Source organism: Tistrella mobilis KA081020-065, assembly GCF_000264455.2.
Lineage (GTDB): Bacteria > Pseudomonadota > Alphaproteobacteria > Tistrellales > Tistrellaceae > Tistrella > Tistrella mobilis.
The window spans coordinates 3,794,368-3,814,388 of sequence record NC_017956.1 but is presented as its reverse complement, the minus strand read 5'-3'; the positions used below and the strand labels follow the sequence as shown (position 1 = coordinate 3,814,388).

At 69.0% G+C, this 20,021-nt stretch carries 18 protein-coding genes and 1 pseudogene; 11 read left to right on the top strand and 8 right to left on the bottom strand.

Annotation, left to right across the window (positions count from 1 at the left end; translation table 11 throughout):
• Positions 1–127: 127 nt before the first annotated feature.
• The 4 genes from dnaJ to hrcA form a co-directional block, all read right to left on the bottom strand.
• The gene (gene dnaJ / locus TMO_RS17500) at positions 128–1,279 is read right to left on the bottom strand and encodes a molecular chaperone DnaJ (RefSeq protein WP_041605084.1); all 1,152 of its coding nucleotides are present in this window, start codon (positions 1,277–1,279) and stop codon (positions 128–130) included.
• Between the two features lie 182 nt (positions 1,280–1,461).
• Complete coding sequence (gene dnaK / locus TMO_RS17495; RefSeq protein ID WP_014746989.1) at positions 1,462–3,390, bottom strand: molecular chaperone DnaK; 1,929 nt, start codon at positions 3,388–3,390, stop codon at positions 1,462–1,464.
• A 352-nt stretch (positions 3,391–3,742) separates the two neighbouring features.
• Positions 3,743–4,363: a nucleotide exchange factor GrpE gene (gene grpE / locus TMO_RS17490; RefSeq protein ID WP_014746988.1), complete on the bottom strand. Its 621-nt coding sequence runs from the start codon at positions 4,361–4,363 to the stop codon at positions 3,743–3,745.
• 170 nt (positions 4,364–4,533) lie between these two features.
• Positions 4,534–5,646, bottom strand: a complete 1,113-nt coding sequence (gene hrcA, locus TMO_RS17485) for a heat-inducible transcriptional repressor HrcA (protein ID WP_081598972.1) — start codon at positions 5,644–5,646, stop codon at positions 4,534–4,536.
• A 324-nt stretch (positions 5,647–5,970) separates the two neighbouring features.
• Between hrcA and rph the strand changes: the two are divergent.
• From rph to hemW, 3 genes and pseudogenes are all read left to right on the top strand, one after another.
• Positions 5,971–6,678: pseudogene (rph, locus tag TMO_RS17480) on the top strand (ribonuclease PH); the annotation flags it as partial.
• 284 nt (positions 6,679–6,962) lie between these two features.
• Positions 6,963–7,574, top strand: a complete 612-nt coding sequence (gene rdgB, locus TMO_RS17475) for an RdgB/HAM1 family non-canonical purine NTP pyrophosphatase (RefSeq protein ID WP_014746985.1) — start codon at positions 6,963–6,965, stop codon at positions 7,572–7,574.
• Positions 7,575–7,582: 8 nt separating this feature from the next.
• Positions 7,583–8,782: a radical SAM family heme chaperone HemW gene (hemW, locus tag TMO_RS17470; RefSeq protein WP_014746984.1), complete on the top strand. Its 1,200-nt coding sequence runs from the start codon at positions 7,583–7,585 to the stop codon at positions 8,780–8,782.
• Positions 8,783–8,810: 28 nt separating this feature from the next.
• Here the strand turns inward: hemW and TMO_RS17465 are convergent, their stop codons facing one another.
• Positions 8,811–10,106: a penicillin-binding protein activator gene (locus tag TMO_RS17465; RefSeq protein WP_014746983.1), complete on the bottom strand. Its 1,296-nt coding sequence runs from the start codon at positions 10,104–10,106 to the stop codon at positions 8,811–8,813.
• Between the two features lie 365 nt (positions 10,107–10,471).
• On the opposite strand from TMO_RS17465, the gene rsmI reads away from it, so the two are divergent.
• From rsmI to TMO_RS31090, 7 genes are all read left to right on the top strand, one after another.
• Positions 10,472–11,341 carry a 16S rRNA (cytidine(1402)-2'-O)-methyltransferase gene (gene rsmI / locus TMO_RS17460; RefSeq protein ID WP_267019228.1) on the top strand — a complete coding sequence of 290 codons (870 nt, stop codon included), beginning with the start codon at positions 10,472–10,474 and terminating at the stop codon, positions 11,339–11,341.
• The gene (locus tag TMO_RS17455) at positions 11,338–11,742 is read left to right on the top strand and encodes a YraN family protein (protein WP_014746981.1); all 405 of its coding nucleotides are present in this window, start codon (positions 11,338–11,340) and stop codon (positions 11,740–11,742) included. Before rsmI ends, TMO_RS17455 begins: the two co-directional genes overlap by 4 nt.
• 91 nt (positions 11,743–11,833) lie before the next feature.
• Complete coding sequence (locus TMO_RS17450) at positions 11,834–12,457, top strand: BON domain-containing protein (protein ID WP_051045413.1); 624 nt, start codon at positions 11,834–11,836, stop codon at positions 12,455–12,457.
• Positions 12,454–13,335 (top strand): SirB1 family protein, encoded by an 882-nt coding sequence (locus TMO_RS17445; protein ID WP_014746979.1) that lies wholly within the window; start codon positions 12,454–12,456, stop codon positions 13,333–13,335. Before TMO_RS17450 ends, TMO_RS17445 begins: the two co-directional genes overlap by 4 nt.
• Positions 13,336–13,461: 126 nt before the next feature.
• Positions 13,462–14,403, top strand: coding sequence for a glutathione synthase (gene gshB, locus TMO_RS17440; RefSeq protein ID WP_014746978.1), 942 nt, complete (start codon positions 13,462–13,464; stop codon positions 14,401–14,403).
• A 19-nt stretch (positions 14,404–14,422) separates the two neighbouring features.
• Complete coding sequence (gene arsC / locus TMO_RS17435) at positions 14,423–14,776, top strand: arsenate reductase (glutaredoxin) (protein ID WP_014746977.1); 354 nt, start codon at positions 14,423–14,425, stop codon at positions 14,774–14,776.
• 184 nt (positions 14,777–14,960) lie between these two features.
• The gene (locus TMO_RS31090; protein WP_014746976.1) at positions 14,961–15,506 is read left to right on the top strand and encodes a helix-turn-helix domain-containing protein; all 546 of its coding nucleotides are present in this window, start codon (positions 14,961–14,963) and stop codon (positions 15,504–15,506) included.
• A gap of 24 nt (positions 15,507–15,530) precedes the next feature.
• On the opposite strand, the gene fghA is transcribed toward TMO_RS31090, so the two are convergent.
• The 3 genes from fghA to TMO_RS31295 form a co-directional block, all read right to left on the bottom strand.
• Positions 15,531–16,385 (bottom strand): S-formylglutathione hydrolase, encoded by an 855-nt coding sequence (gene fghA, locus TMO_RS17425; protein ID WP_041606826.1) that lies wholly within the window; start codon positions 16,383–16,385, stop codon positions 15,531–15,533.
• Between the two features lie 19 nt (positions 16,386–16,404).
• Entirely contained in the window at positions 16,405–17,517 is a 1,113-nt protein-coding gene (locus TMO_RS17420; RefSeq protein WP_014746974.1) for an S-(hydroxymethyl)glutathione dehydrogenase/class III alcohol dehydrogenase, read from the bottom strand.
• Between the two features lie 66 nt (positions 17,518–17,583).
• On the bottom strand, positions 17,584–18,285 hold the full coding sequence (locus TMO_RS31295; protein WP_014746973.1) for a GntR family transcriptional regulator: 702 nt from the start codon (positions 18,283–18,285) through the stop codon (positions 17,584–17,586).
• Positions 18,286–18,478: 193 nt separating this feature from the next.
• Between TMO_RS31295 and TMO_RS17410 the strand changes: the two genes are divergently transcribed.
• Entirely contained in the window at positions 18,479–20,011 is a 1,533-nt protein-coding gene (locus tag TMO_RS17410; protein WP_014746972.1) for an alkaline phosphatase family protein, read from the top strand.
• Positions 20,012–20,021: the final 10 nt, after the last annotated feature.

Genomic DNA, 20,021 nt, shown 5'->3' with positions numbered 1-20,021 from the left:
CCGGTCCTTTCGAGACATCCGACACGAAAAAGGGGCACAGCCGCTTCAACACGGCTGCGCCCCTTTTCCTACCGCGTTTCAGGCCCCCGCGAAAGCCGATCCCGGCCCGCCCGAGGCTGAGATCGGCTCAATCGGTCAGATCCGACCACAGCTCCTTCACCTTGGCGAAGAAACCCTCGGACTGCGGGCTGGACGAGGTGCCGCCTTCCGATCCCTCGCGCTCGAACTCTTCAAGCAGCTCCCGCTGGCGGGCCGAGAGATTGACCGGCGTCTCGACATTGATGATCACATACATGTCGCCGCGCCCGCCGCGTCCCTGAACCGAGGGCATACCCTTCGAGCGCAGGCGGAACTGGTGGCCGGACTGGGTGCCGGCGGGGATGTTGAGCCGCACCCGTGCCCCTTCCAGCGTCGGCACCTCGACCGTGCCGCCGAGGGCTGCGCGGGTCATGGGGATCGGCACCCGGCACGACACGTCGACCCCGTCGCGCTGGAACACCGGATGCGGTGCCACCGCAAGGAAGATGTAGAGATCGCCCGGCGGCCCGCCACGAACCCCGGCCTCGCCCTCGCCCGACAGGCGGATACGCATGCCGTCCTCGACACCGGCCGGGATGTTGACCGCCAACGTCTTATCGCGACGCACGCGGCCCGCGCCGCCGCAATTCTTGCACGGATCCTTGATCACCCGGCCGACGCCGTGGCAGGCGGGGCAGGTGCGTTCGATGGTGAAGAAGCCCTGGGTCGCGCGGACTTTGCCGTGGCCGTTACAGGTCGGGCAGGTCACGGGCTGGGTGCCCTCGGCCGCACCCGAACCGTCGCAGACCTCGCAGGTCGCCGAAGCGGGAACGGTGATCTCGGTCTGCTTGCCGTTGAAGGCATCCTCGAGCGTGATCTCAAGGTCGAAGCGCATATCGGCGCCGCGGGATCCGCCGCCACGGCCACCGCCACGGCCGCCGCCCATGAACTCGCCGAAGATGTCCTCGAAGACATCGGCGAAGGACGAGCCGAAATCGAAGCCGCGGGGACCGCCGCGACCGCCGCCCATGCCCGCCTCGAAGGCGGCATGGCCGAACTGGTCATAGGCCTGACGCTTCTTCGGGTCCTTCAGGACCTCGTAGGCTTCGTTGATTTCCTTGAAGCGCTGTTCCGCTTCGGCGTCACCCGGATTGCGGTCCGGGTGATACTGCATCGCCAGCTTGCGGAATGCCTTCTTGAGCGTCGCTTCGTCGGCGTCTCGCGCAACGCCGAGCATCTCGTAGTAATCGGCCTTCGCCATGGTCGTGGACTGTACCTTGAGCCGGGGCATCCGCGCGCCTGCCGTGGCGGACGCCTCTGCCGGTGCCTTCGATCATGGGCGCGCGCACGAGAACCGGACCCCCGCGCAGCTCCCTCTGAAAACGACCGTGGGCGACCGGCGCCTCGTCGGCACCGACCGCCCCCGGAAACGGGTGGCGGGCCTCAGGCCCGGCCGCCCTTGTCGTCCTTCACTTCCTCGAAGTCGGCATCGACGACACCGTCATCGGCCGCCCCGGCTGCACCGGCACCGGCACCCGGGCCCGAAGCGGTCGGGCCATCGCCCTGCTCGCCGGCCTTGTACATCGCCTCGCCAAGCTTCATCGCCGCCATCGACAGCGCCTCGGTCTTGGCCTTGATGTCGTCGGCATCGTCGCCGTTGAGCGCGGCCTTGAGCGCGGTCACCGCATCCTCGATCGCCGTCCGGTCTTCGGCGCCGATCTTGTCGCCGTGCTCCTTCAGGCTCTTCTCGGTGGAATGCACCAGACCGTCGGCGTGGTTGCGGGCCTCGACCAGCTCCTTGCGCTTCTTGTCCTCGGCGGCATTCGCCTCGGCTTCCTTGACCATCCGCTCGATCTCGGCATCGGACAGACCGCCCGAGGCCTGAATGCGGATCGCCTGCTCCTTGCCCGTCGCCTTGTCCTTGGCCGACACATTGACCAGGCCGTTGGCGTCGATGTCGAAGGTCACCTCGACCTGCGGCACGCCGCGCGGCGCCGGCGGAATGCCGACCAGATCGAACTGGCCGAGCAGCTTGTTGTCCGCCGCCATCTCGCGCTCGCCCTGGAAGACCCGGATGGTCACCGCCGTCTGGTTGTCGTCGGCGGTGGAGAACACCTGGCTCTTCTTGGTCGGGATGGTGGTGTTGCGCTCGATCAGCTTGGTCATCACGCCGCCCAGCGTCTCGATGCCCAGCGACAGCGGGGTCACGTCGAGCAGCAGAACGTCCTTGACCTCACCCTTCAGCACGGCGGCCTGGATGGCGGCGCCGATGGCGACCACCTCGTCCGGGTTAACGCCGCGATGGGGTTCGCGACCGAAGAACTCCTTCACCTTCTCGATGACCTTGGGCATGCGGGTCTGGCCACCGACCAGCACGACCTCGTCGATCTCGCCGGCGGTGAGGCCCGCATCCTTCAGCGCCTTGCGGCAGGGCTCGATGGTGCGCTCGACGAGGTCCGCCACCAGGGCTTCCAGCTTGGCGCGGGTCACCTTGATCGCAAGATGCTTCGGGCCGGTCTGGTCGGCGGTGATGAAGGGCAGGTTGACCTCGGTCTGCATGCCGCTGGACAGCTCGATCTTGGCCTTCTCGGCGGCTTCCTTCAGCCGCTGCAGGGCCAGACGGTCGCTGCGCAGGTCGATGCCGTTCTCCTTCTTGAACTCGTCGGCGAGGTAATCGACGATCCGCATGTCGAAGTCTTCGCCGCCGAGGAAGGTGTCGCCATTGGTCGACTTCACCTCGAACACGCCGTCACCGATCTCCAGGATCGACACGTCGAAGGTGCCGCCGCCCAGGTCGTAGACCGCGATGGTCTTGCCGTCGTTCTTCTCGAGGCCATAGGCGAGCGCCGCCGCCGTCGGCTCGTTGATGATGCGCAGCACCTCGAGCCCGGCGATCTTGCCGGCATCCTTGGTCGCCTGGCGCTGGCTGTCGTTGAAGTAGGCCGGGACCGTGATGACCGCCTGGGTGACGGTCTCACCCAGATAGGCCTCGGCAGTCTCCTTCATCTTCTTCAGGATCTGCGCGCTGATCTGGCTCGGCGACTGCTTCTTGCCGCGCACCTCGACCCAGGCGTCGCCATTGTCCGCCTTGACGATCCGGTAGGGCACCATCTTGGCGTCCTTCTGGGTCGTCGGGTCGTTGAAGGTCCGGCCGATCAGGCGCTTGACCGCGAAGACGGTGTTCTCGGGGTTGGTGACCGCCTGGCGCTTTGCCGGCTGGCCGACCAGAATTTCGTCATCCTCGGTGAAGGCCACCATCGAGGGCGTCGTGCGTGCACCTTCGCTGTTCTCGATGACCTTGGCGTTCTTGCCGTCCATGATCGCGACGCAAGAGTTGGTGGTGCCCAGGTCGATGCCGATGACTTTGCTCATGGGTTCGGTCTCTCTCAGGTAGCGGGCGCCGACGGCCCTGATCAGAGCGGCGCCGACGGCCCCCCCGTTTCCATGCGTGAATGGGTGGAAGGGTCCAGGCAGATGACGGAACGATGCCCAATTTCGCCCCGACATCTGCGGTCGAGCGTCATATAGGGAAGCCCGGGCGGGGGCGCAACCATGGGGGCGTCTCAGAAATGCTGCGACATGTCGCGCATGGCGGCCCGGCCACGCCCTGTCTCAGCTCTTTCGCACCACTTCAGGGTCCTGACACGACAAGGGCCCGCCCGCCGCCGGTCGCTCACCGGCAGGCGGAACGGGCCTTGGCTGTCACCGCCGGACGGTTCCGGCGTCAGGCAGAGGTATCGACCCGGCTGCCGGGGGTCTCGGGCGCAGGCGCCCCCTCCTTCGGGCCACCGCGCGAGACGGCGACCATGGCCGGGCGCAGCAGGCGGTCGGCGATCACATAGCCGGTCTGGAGAACCTGGACCACGGTGCCGGCCGGCTTCGTGCGGTCCTCGACCTCCATCATCGCCTGATGAAGCTTGCTGTCGAAGCGCTCGCCCAGCGGGTCGACACGGCGGATGCCGTGGGTCTCCAGCGTCTGGCGGAACGACGACAGGGTCATGTCCACACCCTGGGCCAGCTGGTCGACCAGCGGATCGCCACCGCGCTTTTCAGGGGGGACGGCCTGGGCGGCGCGCTCCAGATTGTCCGAGACGGCGAGCACGTCGCGGGCGAATTTCGTCACCGCATACTTGCCGGCATCTTCCACCTCGCGCTGGGCCCGGCGGCGCAGGTTTTCCATGTCGGCCAGCGCGCGCAGATGCTGGTCGCGGATCTGGGCCAGTTCCGCCTCAAGCGCCTGAATCCGGGCTTCAGGGCTGATCCGGCCGTCGGGGCTCTCGGCCGCGGCAGTGTCGGGCATGGCCTCGGCCTCGGTACCCTCGGGCGTCTGGTTCTGGTCGGTCATCTCAAGCCTGCTCCATCGTCTTCTCGTTCGAACCCGCGGCCCGGGCCGCCCGCTTCGGGGCCTGCCCCGGCCACGCTCCGCAGATGCCCGGGCCGGACAGTCCCGCCCCGGCCGGGGCATCCGTCGCCATGGGGGCCGATCGGTGGTCGGGGCCATTCTGCCCCAGACCGTCAGCCGATCAACCGCCCGATCAGTTTTGCCGTGTAATCCACCACCGGCACGATCCGGGCATAGTTCACCCGGGTGGGCCCGATCACGCCGATCGCACCCACATAGCGCCGGTTCTGATCGGTCAGGGGTGCCGCGATCACGGAACAGCCGCTCAGGCCGAAAAGCGCGCTCTCCGACCCGATGAAGATCTGGACCCCTTCCGCCCGCTGGCTTTCGGTCAGCAGGCGCAGAATGTCCTTCTTGGTCTCCAGCGCCTCCATCAGCCGGCGGATGCGCTCGATATCCGACAGCGCCGAAACATTGTCGAGCAGCCGTGACTGGCCGCTGACGATCAGCAGCCCGTCGTCATGGCCGCCCGACCAGGTCGCCAGCCCCTGCTCCACCACCCGGGCGGTCAGGGTGTCGATCTCGGCCGAGTTGCGGGCGATTTCGTCGCCGATCAGCTGGCGGGCCTCGTCCATGGTGCGGCCGCGCAGCCGCGCGCTCAGATAATTGCCGGCCTCGATCAGCTTGGCCGGCGGCAGGCCGGGGGGCAGCGGCATCACCCGGTTCTCGACCATGCCGTTTTCGTCGACCAGGATCACCAGGGCCCGGTTTTCCGAAAGCGGCACGAATTCCACATGCTTCAGCCCGGCTTCGCTCTTGGGGGCGATCACCAGCCCCACGCAGCGCGACATCTCGGCGACCACGCCGCTCGCCTCGGTCAGGACCTGGGCCATGCTGCGGCCGGCACCGTTGCACTGGCTGTCGATCGCCCGGCGCTCGTCATCGGACAGGTCGCCGATCTCGAGCAGGCCGTCGACGAACAGCCGCAGCCCGATATCGGTCGGCAGCCGCCCGGCCGAGGTATGCGGCGCATAAAGCAGCCCGCTTTCCTCAAGATCGGCCATCACATTGCGGATGGTGGCGGGCGACAGGCTGCTGCCCAGCCGACGGGCGATGGTCCGCGAGGCGACCGGCTCGCCGGTCTCGACGAAGGCGTCGACCACATGGCGGAACACCTCGCGTGAGCGCTCGTTCAGCTGCTGGAAGGCGCGCGGCGGCCCGCCGAAGCCTTCCAGGGCTTCGAGCGCCTGACGGTCGACATTCTCCCGATCATTCGCGCGCGACATGGATCTGATCCGCTCCACCTTGACCCTCCGCTGACGGTCCGACGTCGATGACGGTCCGACCGGCCGGGATGGCCGTCCGAGCCGGTATGTAAGAGGGGGGCCTTCGACCGTCAACTCTAGGACATGGCGCGGGCAGGGGCATAGTGCGGCGACGGTCTGCCGACATTGCAAGCCCGGGCCCGAGCGCGTAGCTTTACCAGCCAGCCGGCCGGTGCGACACCGCAACCATGTTCCGCACCGTCCGCCCCTCCCGATCTGTTATCCGGGGTGATGCACCCGCATCGCCCGCTGCCGAGGCCTTGTCTCCCCATGCGTCAGTCTCCGATGCGCCTGTCCGGCCGTGCCGTCGATGCGCTCCGCGTCATCCGGTTCGAACCGATGGTGAACAAATATGCCGAGGGCTCGTGCCTGGTTCATTTCGGCGACACCAAGGTGCTGGTGACGGCGACGGTGGAAGAGAAGGTGCCGCCCTTCCTGCGCAACACCGGCAAGGGCTGGGTGACCGCGGAATACGGCATGCTGCCGCGCGCGACCCACAGCCGCACCGATCGCGAGGCCGCCAAGGGCAAGCAGCAGGGCCGCACGGTCGAGATTCAGCGCCTGATCGGCCGCAGCCTGCGCGCGGTCGTCGACATGCAGAAGCTGGGCGAGCGCCAGATCCGGGTCGATGCCGACGTCATCCAGGCCGATGGCGGCACCCGTACCGCCTCGATCACCGGCGGCTATGTCGCCTTGTGGCTGGCGCTGCAGAAGCTGGTGGCGACGCGGGACCTTGCCGAGCATCCGATCACCCGGGCAGTGGCGGCCATCTCCTGCGGCCTGGTCGACGGCGAGGCCGTGCTCGATCTCGATTATGACGAGGACAGCCGCGCCGAGGCCGATGCCAATTTCGTGCTGGCCGAAGGCGGAGGCATCGTCGAGGTCCAGGCGACGGCCGAGGCCGACCCGTTCTCGCCCACCCAGTTCCGCCGTCTGGTCGAACTGGCCGAAATCGGCACGGCACGGCTGTTCGAGCTGCAGAAAGAGGCGATCATCGCCGCCATGGAAGGCCGGCCCGACCTCGCCACCCCGCCGCCGCTGTCCCCCGAGCAGCTGGCCCAGCAGCAGAAGGCGCAGAAACAGGGCAGTGGCAAGCCGGGCGGCGGCAACCGCAATGCCGGTGGCGGCAAGGGCGGTGGCAACAAGGGGGGCGGCAACAATAGTGGCGGTGGCCGCGCGCCCGACCGCGACCGCAATCAGCAGGGACGGCCGCTCGGCACCCTGGGCGATGCGCTGGCGGCCGCCCAGCGCAAGGACCGCTGACCGGAGATCTTCGGATGACCAGCCCCCATCGTCGTTTTACCGAGGACCGCCTCGTCATCGCCAGCCACAACAAGGGCAAGGTGGTGGAGATCCGCGAACTGCTGGAGCCCTTCGGCGTGGACGTCGTCTCGGCCGGCGACCTCGGCCTGCCCGAGCCCGAAGAGACCGGCCTGACCTTCATCGACAACGCCGTGCTCAAGGCGCGGGCTGCCGCCGAGGCCTCGGGCCTGCCCGCCCTCGCCGACGACAGCGGCATGACCGTCGAGGCGCTGGACGGGGCACCCGGCATCTATTCCGCGCGCTGGGCCGGCCCGTCCAAGGATTTCGCCGTGGCGATCGAACTGGTCCGCACCCGCATGGGCGACGATCCCGACCGCCGGGGTGCCTTCGTCTGCGCCCTGGCGCTGGCCTGGCCGGACGGCGCGGTGGAAACCTTCGAGGGCGTCATCCAGGGACATCTGGAATTCCCGCCCCGTGGCAGCAACGGCTTCGGCTACGACCCGATCTTCGTGCCCGAAGGCGACAGCCGCACCTTCGGCGAGTTCGAGCCGGCGGAGAAGCATGCGATCAGCCACCGCGCCATCGCCTTCCGCCAGCTGGTCCGCGCCTGTTTCGAGCCCGACTGACCCCCGGGATGACCACCGCCGCCACCGAACCGCTCGCGCTCTACGTCCACTGGCCGTTCTGCGTCTCCAAATGCCCCTATTGCGACTTCAACAGCCATGTGCGGGAGAAGATCGACGGGCCCCGCTGGGAACGCGCCCTGCTGACCGAGCTGGAAGACGAAGCCCGGCGGCTGGGGCCACGGCCGCTGGGGTCGATTTTCTTCGGCGGCGGCACGCCCTCGCTGATGGACCCCGCCACCACCGCCCGGATCATCGAGCGGGCCCGCACCCTTTTCCCAGCCGAGAGCGCGCCTGAAATCAGCCTGGAGGCCAACCCGACCACGGTCGAGTCCGCCAGGCTCAAGGATTTCCGCGCGGCCGGCGTGGAACGGCTGTCGATCGGCGTCCAGGCACTGGACGAGGCTGCGCTGAAGGCGCTGGGGCGGGCGCATGGCCTGGCCGAGGCACTGGATGCCATCGGCCAGGCCCGCGAGATCTTCCCGCGCATGTCCTTCGACCTGATCTATGCCCGGCCGGGCCAGACCATGGCCGCCTGGATGGCGGAACTTGACCGTGCGGTCGGCCTGGCTGCCGACCATCTGTCGCTCTATCAGCTGACCATCGAGCCGGGCACCGCCTTCCACACCCGCCATGCCCGCGGGGAACTGGTCCTGCCCGAGGATGACGAGGCGGCGGATCTCTACGAGGCGACGACCGCTCGGCTCGCCGCGGCGGGGCTGCCGGCCTATGAGGTGTCGAACCACGCCCGCCCGGGATTCGAATGCCGCCACAATCTCGCCTACTGGACCTATGCCGACTATGCCGGCATTGGGCCCGGCGCCCATGGCCGGGTGCCGACGGGTCCGGACGGCCGGCGCGAAGCCACCCGGCGGGCGCGGGCGCCCGAAACCTGGCTCGACCTGATCGATACCCATGGTCACGGCCGCGACGAAGCCGTGGTCGTCGGGCAGGCACGGGCGGCAGAAGAGGCGCTGATGATGGGGCTCCGGCTCGATGCCGGCATCGACCCCGCCGTCTTCGAGCGCCGGACCGGCGTGGCGCTGCGCGATGCGGTGGATGCCGCCCGCCTTGCCCAGGCGGTGGAGGGCGGCTTCGTCGCCGGGCGCACCGACCGGCTGGTGGCGACGCCCGCCGGCCGGCTGGTGCTGGGGGCGCTGACCGCCCATCTGCTCGCCGACGATCTGGACGAGCGGTTTCCCGAGGCCTGACTGCTTCCCGGGGGCTGACGGCGCGCGGTCAGCGCGCCGGCGGCACCGAACCGGTAAGGCCCTGTGGGGCCGCACCGCTTGCGGTACCAGTGGTGGTCGCGCCGCTCACACCCGAAGTGGAAGCTGCGCCGGTGGTGGGCGGCACGCTCGATGCCGCCGGCTGGGTGGGGGCGGCAAGCGGGTTGGAGCGGATCACGCCCTCCCCGGGACGCGCACCGGCGGTGAAGCGCTGGGCCGCCGGATCGAGCAGTTCGCCGCCGGTCGCCGTCACCTGATAGATGGCGAGCGCATGTTCCGCCGCGCCCTTCTGATCGAAGCGGAACAGGCCGTTCACCCCGGCAAACCCGTCCGGATTGTCGAGTTCGCGGGCAAGCTGACCCTTGCGGCCCAGCACAGCGGCAAGGGCGGTCGCATCATAGGACAGCCCAGCCAGTGCCGGCGGCTGCGCACCGAACAGCGCGCTGAAGCGGCGCACGAAACCGTCCCAGGCGCCGCGGTCGGGGGCGGCATACCAGGCGCCCTGCAGGTTCTGGTCGCGGCCGACCGGCTGATCCATCCAGAGAGCGGTGCCCAGGATCTGCGCCTCGCCGGCATCGATGCCGTAATAGGGCAGCAGGCTGGCGATACCGCGCAGCCGCTCGCCGGTCTCGGCCAGCAACAGGCTGTCGAAGGGGGGCGTCTGCTGCCCGCCCGACAGGCGCCGGACGGCATCCTGGGCATCGGATCCGGGGTCGGAATAGCGCACGATATCGACCAGCTCGGCCCCGGTGCGGGCCACCGCCTTGCGGTAGCTTTCGGCCAGCCGATCCCCATAGGCGCCATAGGGCAACAGGGCGGCAAAGCGGCTCTTGCCCTGCTGGACGGCATAGTCCACCACCCTTTCGACCTGCACCTCGGGCGCCAGCCCGATCAGATGCACGCCCGGGCGCAGTGCCGAGGTGTCGTTCGAGAAGGCGACCACAGGCACCTGACGGGGGGCGGCAACCTCGGCCACCGCCGGCACGTTGCGGCCGTAGATCGGCCCGAGCAGCACGGTCGCGGCCTGGTTTTCGACCAGGTCGCGGGCCGCGGCGGCGCTCTGCTGAGGCTCGGCTCCGCTGTCGCGGGGCAGCAGCACCACGTCATCGGCCTTCACATCCGCAAGTGCCAGCGTGGCGGCATCGATCATCGCCTGGCCGAAACCGGCCTGGGGGCCGGTCATCGGCACCAGCAGACCGACGCGGAGCGCGCCCGGCGGCAGGTCGAGCGGGCTTTCCGGCACTGCCGGCTTCGGCGGCTGCTGGGGCAGAACCTGCACCGGCTGCTGGGGCTGCTGCGGCTGCACTTGTGCCGGAGGCGCCGGCGGCTCTACCCTCTGGCTCTGACAGGCGGCAAGCACGAGCATCGCCGCGAGAGGCAAGAGACGCAATGACGACGCGCGCGAGCGACGAAGCAGGCGGTGGAGCGGGCCGGGTTCAGCCGGACGGACACGGGACCGGTCAGTTTTCACGGGATCGGATCTCATCGGATGTCGTTGCGGCAGAGGCCGGCCCGGCGGGCCACGAAAGCGGCCATGGCCCGGACTGCGGCGACCAGGGTGGCGATCAGAGTAATGGCAGCCCCGGCCCGAGACAACACACGGACGACCCCGAGGGTGAGGCGGGCCCGCCGCCGCGTGCCGGCCGGCGGATCGATCCGGGCCTGTATGCGGTGGCGACGCCCATCGGCAATCTGGGCGACATGACCCCACGCGCCCTGGATGTGCTGGGCCAGGCCGACCTTGTGCTGTGCGAGGATACCCGCACCACCGGCCGGCTGCTGGGCCATTGGGGCGTCAGGGCGAAGCTCGCCCCCTATCACGAGCACAATGCCGCCCGCATGCGCCCCGAGGTGCTGCGCCGGCTGGAGGCGGGGGAGCGGATCGCGCTCGTCTCGGATGCCGGGACGCCGCTGGTGTCGGATCCCGGCTACAAGCTGGTGCGCGAGGCAGCAGGCGCCGGCCACCAGGTCCGTGCCGTGCCCGGGGCTTCGGCCCTCACCGCGGCGCTCTCGATCGCGGGCCTGCCGACCGACCGGGTGCTGTTCCTGGGGTTTCCGCCGGCGAAGCCCGGTGAACGCCGCAGCAGCTTTGCAGGCCTGGCCCACGAGCCGGCGACGCTGGTGTTCTATGAAAGCCCCAACCGCATCGCCCGCACCCTCGCCGAACTGGCCGAGCTGTTGGGGCCTCGCCAGGCCGCGGTCGCGCGGGAACTCACCAAGCTTTATGAAGAGGTCGTGCGCGGCCCCCTCCCTGAGCTTGCCGCCCGCTTCGAGGCGGCACCGCCGCGCGGCGAGATCGTGCTGCTGATCGAAGGCCATCGGACACCGGCACGCGAGGCGGCCGGGGAAGGCGACGCCCTGCCCGCCGGCGGGGCGCTGGATGCGGCCGCGGTGGAGAAGCTGCTGCCGCCGCTGGTCAAGGCGCTGGGCGCCAACCGGGCGGCCAGGCTGCTGGCGGAACTGACCGGCGCGCCGCGCAAGGCCTTCTATGCCCGCGCAGTGGCGCTGACCGGCGACGACGATGCAGAGGGCGAGGGGTGAGCGGCGGCGGCACGCGCAGCCCCCGGATCGCCCGGGGCCGGTCGTCGGAACGTGCCGGCCGGCGGGCGGAGGCGCTGGCGGCACTTCGCCTGCGTCTCACCGGCTGGCGGATCCTGGCCCGGCGGCTGAAGACACCCGCGGGCGAGATCGATATCCTGGCCCGACGCGGGCGGATGCTCGCCGTCGTCGAGGTCAAGCGCCGCCCGGACCGGGCAACCGCCGGCGAAGCGGTGCTGCCGGCCCAGCGCCGCCGTCTGGCCCGCGCCGCCGACTGGGTGCTGGCGCGCGGCGAGGCGCTGGGGGCCGGCGGTGTCGAAGGCCTGCGCTTCGACCTGATCTGGGTCGACCGGCTGGGCCTGCCCCATCATCTGCCCGATGCCTGGCGCCCTGACGGATCCTGACCCGGCTGCACCAGATGGCGCAGTACCCGCAGCCGGTGCTAGGATGCGCGCGCCGTTCAACGTCCTGACGTCACCCCCGACGACCGAGCCCATGACCGAGCTTTTTTCCCGGACCACCCCTCTTCGCCGCCTGGCCGTGCCGCTTGTGGCGATCGCCCTGGCCGGCCTGCTTCAGGCCTGCGCCGCCGCCGTGGCCACCGGCGGCGCCACCGCCGTCTCGGCCGCCGCGGATGAACGCGGCATCGGCGGCGTGGTGTCGGATGCCGATATCCGCGCCGGGATCGCCCGGCGTTACTTCGAGCGCCAGGTCGACGAGCTTTACCGCCCGGTGCACATCCAGGTCAATCAGGGCCGGGTGCTGCTGACCGGCCGGGTGGCCACCCGGACCTGGAAGTCGGAAGCGGTGAGCATCGCGCGGGGCGTGCCGGGCGTCACGCAGGTGATGGACGAGATCCGCGTGGTGGGGGAAGGCAACCTCGGCGACTACGCACGTGACACATGGCTCACCACAAAGGTCCGGGCCGCCCTGCTCGCCGACGAGGCGGTCAATTCCTTCAACTACAACATCGAGGTCTCGGGCGCCGTGGTCTACCTGATCGGGCTGGCGGCCAGCGATGCGGAACATGCCCGGGCGGTCGAGATCGCCCGCGGCATTTCGGGAGTGAAGCGGGTGGTATCGTATGTGGAGGTCAAGCACCCGGGGGCCGGAGCATGAGCACTGGCACACCGTCGGAGCGGGCGGCCATCGCCCGCAGGCTGGAGGCCGTCGGCCGGCTGGATGACGATGCGATCCCGATCGCCGAGACCGCATTGCTGCTCTCGGCACTCGACCATCCGACGGCCGATCCTGCAAAGGCGCGGGCCCTGCTGGAAGAGATGTCGCTGGCCGCCGAAAGCGAGGCCATGGCCCGCGGGCTGAAGACCGGCGTCGATGCCGCCGATGCCGATGACGGCGCCCGGGACCGGGCGGTGCTGATCGCCGACATCCTTCACGGCCGTTATGGCTTCGACGGCGACGACGAGACCTATGACCACGACGACAATGCCAGCCTGGCCCGGGTGCTGGAGCGCCGCCGCGGCCTGCCGGTGGCCCTGGGCGTGCTGGCCATGCATCTGGGCGAAACACTGGGCTGGCCGGTCGTGGGGGTCAATTTTCCCGCCCATTTCCTGATCCGCGTGGAAGGCGGCATGGACCGGGTGCTGGTCGATCCCTTCGATCGCGGCCGGGTGGTGGAAACCTCGGATCTGCGCGCGCTGCTGAAGCAGGTGGCCGGCGACACCGCCGAGCTGGAACCCGAGCATTACCGGGCGGTGGACCGCCGCGCGGTGCTGCTGCGCCTGCAGAACAACCTGAAGATCCGTGCCGCCGGCCGGGGCGAGCTGGACCGCGCCCGCGACGTGCTGGCCCGCATGCTGCTGATCGCGCCCACCGACTGGGCGCTGTGGTACGAGCTGGGGCTGATGCGCGCCCGGCTGGGCGAGCAGCTGGGCGCCGTTCAGGCTCTGGAGGTCTTCGCCGCCAACACCACCGCCGAGGAACCCCGCAGGCGGGCCCTCACCCTGGTCGAACGGTTGCGCGCCGAGCTGAATTGAGTGGTGGTCCTATCACGGACCGCCTTCCGCCCCGCCCGGATCCACGCTGTCCATCTTCCGCCCCGCCCGGATCCACCCCATATCGGCCGCCACAGGCTTCATCCGCGCTGAGGAGTTTCCCGTCCCATGAGCCTTGCCGTTGCGGTCCAGATGGACCCGATCCAGTCGATCGACATCAATGCCGACAGCACCTTCGCCCTGATGCTGGAGGCCGAGCGCCGCGGGCACAGCCTGTTCTACTATCTGCCCCGCGATCTGGCGCTGCGCGACGGCCGGGTCACCGCCCGCGGCCACGAGGTCACCGTGCGCCGCATGGCCGGCGACCATTTCCGCCTGGGGGCGCTGGAGCTGCGCGACCTGACCACCATGGACGTCGTGCTGCTCCGCCAGGATCCGCCCTTCGACATGGCCTATATCACCACCACCCATATCCTGGAGCACGTTCATCCGAAAACGCTGGTGGTGAACGACCCGCAGTCGGTGCGCAACGCGCCGGAAAAACTGCTGGTGACCCATTATCCAGAGCTGGCGCCGCCCACTCTGATCACCGCCGATGTCCAGGCCCTGCGCGATTTCCGGGCCGAGCACCGCGACATCATCCTGAAGCCGCTCTACGGCAATGGCGGCGCGGCGGTGTTCCGCATCCGCCCGGACGATGAGAACTTCAACAGCGCGATCGAGGTGTTCAGCCGGCTGGGCCGCGAGCCGATCATCGCCCAGCGCTATCTGTCCGACGTGCGCAAGGGCGACAAGCGCATCATCCTGGTCGATGGCGAACCGCTGGGCGCCATCAACCGCGTGCCGGCCGAGGGAGAGGCCCGGTCGAACATGCATGTCGGCGGCCGCCCCGAACCCACGGCACTGACCGCCCGCGAGCGCGAGATCTGCGAGGCGATCGGCCCGGAACTGCGCAAACAGGGGCTGATCTTCGTCGGTATCGACGTGATCGGCGACTATCTGACCGAGATCAACGTCACCTCGCCCACGGGCCTGCAGGAGATCGAGCGCTTCGACGGCACCAATCTCGCCGCGGCGATCTGGGATGCCATCGAAGCGAAGCGCAGCTGAACCGGAACGGATATCCATCATGACCCCCGACGAGATCGTGATCTGGCACAACCCGCGCTGCTCCAAGTCGCGTGCGGCCCTGGAGCGGATCGAGGCCCGCGGCCTGACACCGCGCGTGGTGCGCTATCTGGACACCCCGCCCCCGGCCGAAGAAATCGCCCGCGTCGCTGCGGCGGTGGGCGGTGCCAGGGCCCTGATCCGCAAGGCCGAACCGGAATACAAGGGGCTTGGCCTGGACGATCCGGCGAAGGACGACGACGCCCTCGTCGCCGCCATGGCCGCAACGCCACGGCTGATCGAGCGCCCGGTGGTGCTGCGTGGCGGCCGCGCCGTGGTCGGCCGCCCCACCGAGGCCATCGATACCCTGCTCTGACCCCGCACAACCATGGCGGCCGCACATCCCACCGGCCGCCATACACCGCCGATCGACTTCTCACCACATGGCACACGCCTTGCTCTATATCTCGCATGGCGATTGATATGTAGCGCGATCCTCACGAAATGTGCTTCAATCTGAGGTGGAAGCACGATCGCACTCTGCCGACGGGAGGACGTGGATGGAGCTGCTGTATTCCGGCACGACCGTTTTGTGGGACGCCGATGGCCTGTGGGAAGACGATGGCGACGATCTGGCGCCGTCGTCGCGCCTGCGGCGCGGAAAGGTCGCGGAGGAGGTTTTCGCAGCGGCGGTCGGCCGACGGATCCGCACCATCCGCAGGGCGCGCGGACTGACCCAGCAGCGCTGTGCAGCGGCGCTCGGCATCAGTTTTCAGCAACTTCAGAAATACGAAAAGGGCCGCAACCGCATCGCGGCCAGCACCCTCGTCCTGCTGGCGGAAGTGCTGGAAGTGGCGCCGTCGGCCCTGCTGGACGATACCACCGACCCGATGACGGTACCGCCGCGCCGCCGCACGCCCGAGCGCAGCGCACCGGATCTGCCCCGGATCGAGGCGGTGTCACATCCGCTCGCCCGTCGGGCGATCGCCGACCTGATCCGGGCGCTGACCGATCCCGACGCCCCGGCGCATCCCGCCACGAGCCATCGGGATGAGGATGGAGATGGGGGCGACAACGGGGATGGAGATGGGCCGGGCGAAAGGTGATCCCGCCCCGCCCGATCGGGGATATCAGTCCCTGAGCGCCGCTGCATGCCAGCGGAGATGGTCTTCCATGAAGCTGGCAATGAAGTAGTAGCTGTGGTCATAGCCGTCGCGCCGGTTGAGCGTCAGCGGCTGGCCCGCTGCATTGCAGGCGGCTTCCAGCAGGTCGGGCTTCAGCTGGCTGGCGACGAACCCATCGGCCATGCCCTGGTCGACCAGGATATGCGGGCAGCGGGCACCGTCCTCGATCAGGGCGACGGCGTCATGGGCCCGCCAGCGGCTGCGATCGGGCCCCAGATAGCCGCCCAGCGCCTTTTCGCCCCAGGGGCAGTTCAGCGGCGACACGATCGGCGCAAAGGCCGAGACCGAGCGGAACCGACCGGGATGGCGCAGCGCGATGGTCAGCGCACCATGCCCGCCCATCGAATGCCCCATGATGCCCTGGGCATTCATATCGGCCGGGAAGGCCCCGGCGATCAGCTGCGGCAGCTCGTCCGAGATGTAAGAGAACATCCGGTAGTTGCGCGCCCACGGAGCTTCGGTGGCATCGACATAAAAGCCGGCCCCCAGACCGAAATCCCAGGCCCCCTCCGGATCGTCGGGCACCGTCTCGCCGCCGTCGTCCACCCCTCGCGGGCTGGTATCGGGGGCGACCAGCATCAGCCCCAGCGCCGCAGCCATGCGCTGGGCGCCGGCTTTGACGGTGAAGTTCTCTTCCGTGCAGGTCAGCCCCGACAGGAACCAGACCACCGGCACCGGCCCCTGCTCTGCCTGCGGCGGCACGAAGACCGAGAACCGCATGCGGGTGCGGGTCTCGGCCGACGCATGGGCATAGATCCCCTGGGTACCGCCGAAGCAGCGGCTGATGGAGATCGTCTCCATGTCTTTCACGATCATCGGATCAGTAGACCACGACCGAGCGGATCGACTTGCCTTCATGCATCAGATCGAAGCCGTGATTGATCTGATCCAGCGGCATGACATCGGTGATCAGCTCGTCGATGCGGATCTTGCCCTGCATGTACCAGTCGACGATCTTCGGCACATCGGTCCGGCCGCGGGCACCACCGAAGGCCGAGCCGCGCCAGACCCGGCCGGTGACCAGCTGAAAGGGACGGGTGGAGATTTCCTGCCCCGCCTCGGCCACACCGATGATGATCGACTGGCCCCAGCCGCGATGGCAGCATTCCAGGGCCTGACGCATCACGGTGGTGTTGCCGGTGCAGTCGAAGGAGTAGTCGACGCCGCCGCCGGTCAGATCGGTGATCGCCTGCACGACCTTGTCGGCACCAACCTCCTTGGGGTTGATGAAGTGGGTCATGCCGAAAGCCTCGGCCATTGCCCGCTTCCCGGGGTTGATATCGACGCCGATGATCCGGTCGGCGCCGACCATCTTCGCGCCCTGGATCACGTTCAGGCCGATGCCGCCCAGGCCGAATACGGCCACATCAGCACCCGCTTCCACCTTGGCGGTATAGATCACCGCACCGATGCCGGTGGTGACGCCGCAGCCGATATAGCAGACCTTGTCGAAGGGCGCGTCCTCGCGGATCTTCGCGACCGCGATCTCGGGCATCACGGTGAAGTTCGAGAAAGTCGAGCAGCCCATATAGTGGTAGATCGGCTGGCCCTTGAGCGAGAAACGGCTGGTGCCGTCGGGCATCAGCCCCTTGCCCTGGGTGGCGCGGATCGCGGTGCACAGATTGGACTTCTGCGACAGGCAGGTCTTGCACTGGCGGCATTCGGGCGTGTAGAGCGGGATCACATGATCACCAGGCTTGACCGAGGTGACGCCGGCACCGACCTCGCGGACGATGCCCGCGCCCTCGTGCCCCAGGATGCTGGGGAACACGCCCTCGCTGTCCTTGCCCGACAGCGTATAGGCATCGGTATGGCAGATGCCGGTGGCCATGATCTCGACCAGAACCTCGCCCTCTTTCGGACCTTCCAGGTCGAGCTCGACGATCTCGAGCGGCGTGTTCGGCGCGAACGCGACGGCGGCGCGGGTCTTCATCCGGTCTCTCCTCGGGCAGCTGCACGGGGGAGCCGGGCAGGCGGCCCCCATGCGGCATGGTCGGACTTACATTCTGAATTCGACGGCATCGAACCGCCAGTATTCATGGTCGATCTCGATGACATTGCCCACCTCGTCGACCTTGATCCGGCGGATGTACACCCCCGGAGCCCCCGGGGCCAGTGCCAGAACCTCGAGCACCTCTCCCGCCAGCCGCACGGGACGGACCAGAAGATTGCGCTGGCGGGGCCGGATGCCGAAATCCTCCTCCCAGACCTCGGTGGTGGAGCGTCCACGCCACTGCGTATCGGCGACCGGCCCGAGGCGGGGGTTATAGAAGGTTTCCTCGACATAGACCCGCACCCCGTCGAGGGCCCCCCAGGCGAAGGTGCGCAGCAGCGGCGTGCCGGGCGGAAGCCGCATCGCCCGGGCCTCGGGCCCGGGAGCGGGCACCATGTCGCGCTGCAGCGACTGCCAGCCCGGATCCCGCCCCTGGTCGCGGGCGGCGCGGGCGAAGTTGACATGGTTGACCGGGTCGAAGGCCAGGCGGGGCGGGGTGGCGAACCAGCCCCGGCGATCCAGCCGCATCACCCGCCCTTCGCCTTCCAGCGCCATCAGGGCATGGCGGACGAGATTGCGGTCCAGCAGGAGCTGGCGCGCCAGATCCCGTTCCGAGGGCAGCTTGTCGCCGGGCCGCCAGCGGCCCTCGTCCAGCCCGTCGCTCAGATGGGTCTTGGCCTTGAGATAGATCGGGTCGCGCAGGGTCATCCGCTTGTCCGTCGGGGAAAATCCGCCCAACCTAACAGCAGCGCGCCCCCCCTCGCCAGAGCCGATGAGGGCACCGATATCTGGTTTAATCCAGAGAGGGCTGGGCAGGCCGATCACAGAGGTGCAACATGATCCTGCTATGTCACCTCCTCCCGATCCTCTCGGCAGCCGCCGCCACCGGAGCCCGCCCCCCATGCGCTTTCTGCTGATCGGCCTAGACGGCCTGCGCCCGGAACTCGTCACCCACGATCGCATGCCGGTGCTGACGGCGCTGCTGGAGCGGGGCACGGTGCTGGCCCGCCATTCCGCCGCCTTCCCGACCGAGACCTATGTCAACCTGCCCACCCTGGTGACCGGCGCCCGGCCATCCGGCCATGGCATGGTGGCGAACTTCTTCCTGGACCCCCGGGTCGACGCCCGCGAGCGCTTCGAGGGCTATGACGTCGCCAAGATCGACAAGGCGACCGCGGCCTATGACGGCCGGCTGTTCACGACCCCGACCCTGGGCGAGATTCTGGCGGCCAACGGCCGGCGGCTGAAGGTACTGTCGGCCAATTCCGCCGGCAGCGTGCGGCTGAAGCAGCCGATGACCGGGCTGGACGCGCTGTGCCTGTCGGTCCACCAGCCCGAGAGTTCCTTCCCCGAAGCCGAGGTGCGGGCGATCCTGGACGAGGTAGGCCGGCCCGAGGCACCGAAGCAGTATCCGGACCTGGCCGGCACCCGCTGGATGACCGACGCCTTCCTGACGGTCATCACCCGCGACCTGCCGGACGTCACCATCCTGTGGTATGGCGAGCCCGACAATGCCTACCATGTTTTCGGCATCGGATCCGAAACCTCGTTGGGCGCGATGCGAGCGGTGGACGACCAGATCGGCCGGGTTGCGGACTGGTGGGAGGCCGAGGGTCGGGCCGCGGGCGTGCAGCTGATTTTTGTGTCAGATCATGCACATGTTACCCAGACACGGCGCTTCGATCTGGCGGCGGCGCTGCGGTCGGCGGGGTTCAGGGTCGACCGGCACCTGGCCGACGGGGCCGATGTGGCCCTGATTCCGGGCTATTGCGGAAACATGCTGGTGCGTGATCGTTCCCCGGCGCTGGCGGCGAGGGTGGCGGCAGCGCTGATGGAGATGGACGAGATCGGCATGGTGTTCTCGGCCCCCGGCCGGGACGGGGTGGAAGGCCAGGCCCCGGGGACCTTCGACCGGCGGCTCGCGGGCATCGACCATGCCCGGGCAGCCGATCTTGTTTTCGTATTGCGGAACTTCGACGAACCGGACCAGTGGGGCCTGACCGGGACCTGCCTGCATGACAACGGCCTGGGCGACGGGGTGGGCATCCATGGCGGGCTGCACCCGAAGGAGATCCTGAGCCTGGGGGCGCTGTTGGGCGACCACTTCCGGAGCGGGGCCAGGATCGAGACCGCGACCGGCACCGCCGATATCGTACCGACCATGCTGGCGATGATGGGGCTTGAACATACGATCGCACCCGGTCCCCATGGCGGTCGCCCGGTGTGGGAGGCGATGGCCCCAGCTGACGGATCGGCTATGAATATGGGCCAAAATAGCCGAATCGGCTATTTCTCGGACAGACACGCCGAACTGGTCGCCGAACCCGAGACGGTTCAGAGCCTGACCGTCGGCACCGGGCGGTTCGCCCAGCGGCTGGACCGCCGGCTGCGCGGGGAGCGGGCCCATATCGAGGCCGGGCGGCGGATCGGCTGAGGCCGCATGT

Coding starts and splice junctions, on each gene's coding strand:
- TMO_RS31090 (WP_014746976.1), top strand. CDS start 14,961: ATGGAGCTGCTGTATTCCGGCACGACCGTTTTGTGGGACGCCGATGGC.
- TMO_RS31295 (WP_014746973.1), bottom strand. CDS start 18,285: ATGACCCTGCGCGACCCGATCTATCTCAAGGCCAAGACCCATCTGAGC.
- dnaJ (WP_041605084.1), bottom strand. CDS start 1,279: ATGGCGAAGGCCGATTACTACGAGATGCTCGGCGTTGCGCGAGACGCC.
- fghA (WP_041606826.1), bottom strand. CDS start 16,385: ATGGAGACGATCTCCATCAGCCGCTGCTTCGGCGGTACCCAGGGGATC.
- hrcA (WP_081598972.1), bottom strand. CDS start 5,646: ATGTCGCGCGCGAATGATCGGGAGAATGTCGACCGTCAGGCGCTCGAA.
- dnaK (WP_014746989.1), bottom strand. CDS start 3,390: ATGAGCAAAGTCATCGGCATCGACCTGGGCACCACCAACTCTTGCGTC.
- TMO_RS17420 (WP_014746974.1), bottom strand. CDS start 17,517: ATGAAGACCCGCGCCGCCGTCGCGTTCGCGCCGAACACGCCGCTCGAG.
- gshB (WP_014746978.1), top strand. CDS start 13,462: ATGAGCCTTGCCGTTGCGGTCCAGATGGACCCGATCCAGTCGATCGAC.
- arsC (WP_014746977.1), top strand. CDS start 14,423: ATGACCCCCGACGAGATCGTGATCTGGCACAACCCGCGCTGCTCCAAG.
- hemW (WP_014746984.1), top strand. CDS start 7,583: ATGACCACCGCCGCCACCGAACCGCTCGCGCTCTACGTCCACTGGCCG.
- TMO_RS17450 (WP_051045413.1), top strand. CDS start 11,834: ATGACCGAGCTTTTTTCCCGGACCACCCCTCTTCGCCGCCTGGCCGTG.
- grpE (WP_014746988.1), bottom strand. CDS start 4,363: ATGACCGACCAGAACCAGACGCCCGAGGGTACCGAGGCCGAGGCCATG.
- rdgB (WP_014746985.1), top strand. CDS start 6,963: ATGACCAGCCCCCATCGTCGTTTTACCGAGGACCGCCTCGTCATCGCC.
- TMO_RS17410 (WP_014746972.1), top strand. CDS start 18,479: ATGCGCTTTCTGCTGATCGGCCTAGACGGCCTGCGCCCGGAACTCGTC.
- TMO_RS17445 (WP_014746979.1), top strand. CDS start 12,454: ATGAGCACTGGCACACCGTCGGAGCGGGCGGCCATCGCCCGCAGGCTG.